Origin of the sequence: Clostridium sp. UBA5988 (assembly GCF_002435615.1) — a bacterium.
In the GTDB taxonomy this organism is placed as follows: Bacteria; Bacillota; Clostridia; order Clostridiales; family Clostridiaceae; genus Clostridium_J; species Clostridium_J sulfidigenes.
In genome coordinates, this window is sequence record NZ_DJBA01000013.1 from 1 (window position 1) to 5,317 (window position 5,317).

Annotated in this window: 4 protein-coding genes; 3 read left to right on the top strand and 1 reads right to left on the bottom strand. The window is 28.2% G+C overall.

Annotated elements, in window-relative coordinates; all coding sequences use genetic code 11:
* The first annotated feature begins 204 nt into the window (after nt 1-204).
* Both B3J31_RS02095 and B3J31_RS02100 read left to right on the top strand, forming a co-directional pair.
* Complete coding sequence (locus B3J31_RS02095; protein WP_346868312.1) at nt 205-1,164, top strand: ribonuclease Z; 960 nt, start codon at nt 205-207, stop codon at nt 1,162-1,164.
* Nucleotides 1,165-1,311: 147 nt separating this feature from the next.
* Nucleotides 1,312-2,415, top strand: a complete 1,104-nt coding sequence (locus tag B3J31_RS02100; RefSeq protein WP_346868311.1) for a hypothetical protein — start codon at nt 1,312-1,314, stop codon at nt 2,413-2,415.
* 131 nt (nt 2,416-2,546) lie between these two features.
* Here B3J31_RS02100 and B3J31_RS02105 read toward each other — a convergent pair whose 3' ends face one another.
* Nucleotides 2,547-3,893, bottom strand: coding sequence for a Na+/H+ antiporter NhaC family protein (locus B3J31_RS02105; RefSeq protein ID WP_346868310.1), 1,347 nt, complete (start codon nt 3,891-3,893; stop codon nt 2,547-2,549).
* A 213-nt stretch (nt 3,894-4,106) separates the two neighbouring features.
* Between B3J31_RS02105 and B3J31_RS02110 the strand changes: the two genes are divergently transcribed.
* The gene (locus tag B3J31_RS02110; RefSeq protein ID WP_346868309.1) at nt 4,107-5,267 is read left to right on the top strand and encodes a GerMN domain-containing protein; all 1,161 of its coding nucleotides are present in this window, start codon (nt 4,107-4,109) and stop codon (nt 5,265-5,267) included.
* Nucleotides 5,268-5,317 lie beyond the last annotated feature (50 nt).

Sequence of the window (5,317 nt, forward strand, 5' to 3'; positions counted from 1 at the left end):
TCATACCACACTTTACACTATCCGTCATAATTAAATTGTACTATGAGAGGGATTAAAAGTCTAGAATATGTAAAGGGTTAAATAAATATCTAAGACTCTAGTATTATTTATGGAGTTTTTGTAAATATACTTAATATGGTTTAAAATCAATTATGGGTTTTAAATTACATTAGATTATATCTTATAAAATAATGGAGGAAAACAATGATAGATGTGTGTTTATTAGGTTGTGGAGGTTCTATGCCAATGCCGGAAAGAAGCCTTTCAGCTACTTTAATTAATTATAAAGGGAGAAAGATACTTATAGATTGTGGTGAAGGGACTCAGGTTTCTATGAAGATGGTGGCATGGGGGTTTAAGTCCATTGATATTATATGTATTACACATACCCATGGAGATCATATCATAGGACTTCCAGGGCTTCTTTCAACTATAGGTAATAGTGGTAGAACTGAGCCTTTAACTATAATTGGTCCTGAGGGAATTACTAGGGTTGTAAATGGTCTAAGGGTTGTTGCAGAATATTTACCCTATGAGGTAAATATTATAGAAGCCCCCTCGAAGGTAGAGCTTAATGTATCAAAGGGTGGTATACATGTGGCAGAGAATAATGAGCATAGAAAAATTCATAGTAGTGAAATAATATTAAATGCTATAGATGTAGACCATTCATCACCTTGCAAGGGATATAGTTTTTATTTTAAAAGGGAAAGAAAGTTTAATGTAGAAAAGGCTATGGCAAATAACATTCCTAAAAGTCTATGGAGTAAGCTACAAAGGCAGGAAGAAATAACTTTTGAAGGGAAAACATATACTGGAGATATGGTATTAGGAGATGAGCGAAGAGGAGTTAAGATTAGTTTAATAACTGATAGCAGACCAATGGATTCAATGGTAGAATTCATTGCAGAAAGTGATTTGTTTATATGTGAAGGTACCTATGGTAAGGATGAGGATATAGACAAGGCTACCAAAAATAAGCATATGATTTTTAGAGAATCTGCCACACTAGCTAAGGAAGGGAGAGTTAAGGAACTTATATTAACTCATTTTAGTCCTATTATGGGAGAACCAGCACAGTTTATAGATAATGCTAAAGAGATATTTGATAATAGTGTCATAGGAGAAGATAGGATGGTTAGGACATTAACTTATATGGACTAAAAAGAATTATCCATTAAATATATAGCATTATAACTCTATATATTGTAAAATGTAGAGTATACTGTTATATTACGTAAAGATAAACTGTAAATATGAGTAAGTTGAAATTGATGTAAATTTAGTTTTAATTATGGCTGGAGGTCTAAAATGGATAATACTATTAATAATGATAAAATTAAAGATAAACCTAAAAACTATAAAAAGGAGTACTTAATAGGGATATTTATTTTAATAGGATTTATATTTCTTCAATTATTTGTTTCTGGGCTTCATGATATTTATGATGATTCGCCAGTGTTTTGGATTATACTTATGGTATGTGGTATTGGGTTTCATAGGAAGAATTGGAAGGAATATATGATATTGATTTTTCCAATATTAAATTATTTTATATTTAGATTTTTTTATATTTATATTCCTAACTATATTATAATTTTTATAGTGTTATCAGTTTTAACTATTTTTTACGCAGTTAAAGAGAATTCTGATAAAAAGAAAATTAAAATTGCTTTTGTAGTAATTTTGATTATATTATTTTTTCCCGCAAATTACTACCTTTATTCTAATAGAATAATAAAAGATAGAAATTTCGAAGCTGATATAAAACATTCTCAGGAAATATATAGACCTGCCTTTTTATCTTTAAAACAAGATGAGTTAAATAAGATAAATAGAATAGCTATTGGAAGTGTAAATAAAGTAAGGGACTTAAGGGGTATAGAAGAAATGAATGCCCTGAAACAGTTAAGCATAGATGATGATGGTTTTATCATAGATTATAGTCCTCTTTTAAAATGTAAAAGCTTAAAAATATTAAACATTTATGATGGTTGTTTAGATAAACTAGGTGAAATTGAAACCTTTGAAAATATAGAAGATGTGGGTATTGATTACATAAAGAAAGGTTCTTTGGAAGATATGCCATATTTTCCAGATGCAAAAATATTGTATATTAATACAGATAAACCAATTAGTCTCTTAGGGTTGAAAAACTTCCCTAAAGTTGAAGATTTATCTCTATCTGTTACAGGAACTCCAAATTTGGATGGTATAGAAAAACTTACTAATTTAAAAGAAATTACACTACATGATAAGGTTATTGAGAATTATGATAAATTGCTTAGTATGCCTACATTGAAGAAAATATCATTATATTCACCACTTAATGTTAATGAAGAGCTTATAAAAGCAGCCAAAGCTAAAGGTATAGAAGTTGAGATTATGGAAGAATCTAAGATAACATTTGAATAAATTGAAGTGATATGTAAGATGAATTTATGAATAATTATAATAAATACCTATGGACTAAAACACTATTGTGTGCCTAGTCCATAGGTATTGTTTTGTTAAAAAAAACTATGTTATATAAGTTTTTTATTAAGTTATTTTTCAATATTATATGTCATAAAATTATATTCTTTATGACTTTTTAAATATGTAGACATTAGACTTATTAGTGGTAATAAAATTAAATAAAAAGAGAATAAAATAGCTCTTGCATCTACACCTAAAGTGGTTAAAGGTACTAATACAGCTACATTCCAAGGTATTAATGGAGCTATTACAATAGCTGAATTTTCTAGATCAAGTGCCAAGTGTTCTTTATCATAACCTAATCTAATATAGGTATCATTCATAGTCATTTTTGTAAGCATTACTGCCAATACTTGAGTACAGCCAACCATGGAACTAATGATACTAGTTATTATTGTAGTGAGAAATAAAGTATCAGGTCTTTTTATTTTATTTAAATATTCTTCTATAAAATCTAGCAGATTAGCCCCTTGAAATATTCCAGTAAGTGCTGAAGAGAGAAATACTATAAAGGCTAATTTTATCATTGATATTATACCTCCACCCTTTATGATGCTGTAAAGAGGGTTATCAATAGGTAATTGAAAACCAAAGATAGCAGTTTTAATAATTTCACTAAAAGTATCATGTTGAAAAATGAAGGATATAATAGCAGCTACAGTCATACTGACAAACATAGAAATTTTCACTTCAATTTTAAAGAATGATAGTACAATTATAATTAATGCAGGAAGTAATGCTATTATATTTATATTAAAAGTTTCAGTTAGCTGAGATAATATATCTGAGTTACTATAATTTACAGGCATGAATAAGGATAGAATTAAATATAAACCCAGAGATAATATTAAGGGCATTAAAGAAGTTTTAGTCATTCTCTTAATATTATCGTAGAGATTGGTATTTGTAATCGATGCAACTAGATTTGCACTGGAAGACATAGGTGATGATCTGTCTCCAAGATAGGCACCAGAAAGAATTGCTCCAGCTATTATAAGGGTATTGCCACCACCAGCTCTAGCCATTACTATCAAAGAAATACCTACAGTACCAATGGTACCAAAGGAAGTTCCAAGGAGCATGGATATAAAAGCTGACAAAATAAAGGCGCTTACAGCAAAGAAGCTTGGATGAATAAGATTAATTCCATAATAAACAATTGAAGGAACTGTACCAGAAATCATCCAAAGAGAAACGATTGCTCCTATTAGAATAAATATTTTTAATACCCCTAAGGATTCTTTGCCTCCTTCAATTAAATATCTAAATCCATCCCTAATAGATACACCTCTTTTTATTGCTATAATAAAGAATATACATAGTACAATGAATAAAGATATAACAGTATCTATATTTCTAATTACTCCTGTTATAAATATAATTGTAGAAATGATTAGCCCTAAAATTACGTCCATAATAATCCCCCATATAAATAAATTTCACTTATATATTATCTTTAATATTATGAATTTACAATATAAAAAGAGATAAATTTATAGTCTACAGATTTTTAAAATATAGTAAATTTAGAAGCTGGGATTCTATGGAATAAATTTATTTTTATTTAATGGGATTATTTGGATATATTTACGTATATTATATAGAGAATATTTTAGGAAGTGATTGTTGTGAGAAGAAAAGTGATTCTTGTAATAATTTTTACAGTAGCAGTTTTTCTTACTGGTTGTGGTAATAAAAATAGTGAAGAAAATAAGAATATTAATGCTGATATTAATATAAATACTAATAATGTTGTAACTAATAACACTGATAATACCTTGAAAGAAGAAAAAAATACAGATTCTAAAGAAACTACTAAAGAGAATAGCACTACTAAACCAGAGGAAAGTAATAATAACCATAAGTCAAGTTATAGTATAGATGACTATTTTAAATTTAAGGAGAATGTAAAATACAGTTATGCTGGTACGAATTCAGAGTATGCAGAATATGTTACCTACGTTGATTATATAAATGGTAATAATGTTCAACTAAGAAGTAATAATGGAGGAACAGAAACGGTCACAGTTTTACAAAATAATAATGGAGAAATTGCAAAAATATTTCAAAGAAGTGAGTGTTATTATAGAGAAAATTTCACCAACAAACCATATAACGTAAGTGAAGTATTACTAAAGGAACCACTAGAGGTAGGGACTACATGGAAATTATCAGAGGGAAGTAAAAGATATATTTCAAAGGTAGATGTAAAGATTTCAATAGGCAGTGGAGATTGTAGTGCTCTTGAAGTTACCACAGAAAATACAAATGGCCAAATTGATTTACAGTATTACGCTGTTAACAAGGGGTTAATCAAATCTATTTATGATATTAAAACCATGAAAGTTACTTCAACTTTAAAAAGTATAGAAGAGAATATGAGATTAAATCAAAGTATAAGATGTTATTATCCAGATGAAAATTATAAAATTCATTATGAAGATAAGAATCTTACTTTTTCCACTAATGATATAACTAAAATTGCTATTCAAAAATTATTCAAGAACTTTCCAGGAAATAACAAGGGCCAGTTGTTAGGGAAAAATGTAACTATAAATAGTTTATATTTAAATGATGATGGTATGGTATATATAGATTTTAGCAGTAATTTTGTAAAAGAAATGAATGCAGGCTCAGGATTTGAAAGTGCTATCTTAGAGAGCATTGTAAATACTATAGGAAAATACTACGGAGTTAATAAAGTTTATATAACTATAGATAATAAGCCTTATAGTTCAGGTCATATAGTAAAAGCTAAGGGTGAATATTTTAAAGTAACATGTGAATAAGTTAGGAAAAAATTTCATGAATAAAAGGTGTGTCAACGATTTTTGACTTT

What these genes read in the sequence shown, in the direction of transcription:
- B3J31_RS02095 (WP_346868312.1), top strand. Translation starts at nt 205, where the DNA reads ATGATAGATGTGTGTTTATTAGGTTGTGGAGGTTCTATGCCAATGCCG.
- B3J31_RS02100 (WP_346868311.1), top strand. Translation starts at nt 1,312, where the DNA reads ATGGATAATACTATTAATAATGATAAAATTAAAGATAAACCTAAAAAC.
- B3J31_RS02105 (WP_346868310.1), bottom strand. Translation starts at nt 3,893, where the DNA reads ATGGACGTAATTTTAGGGCTAATCATTTCTACAATTATATTTATAACA.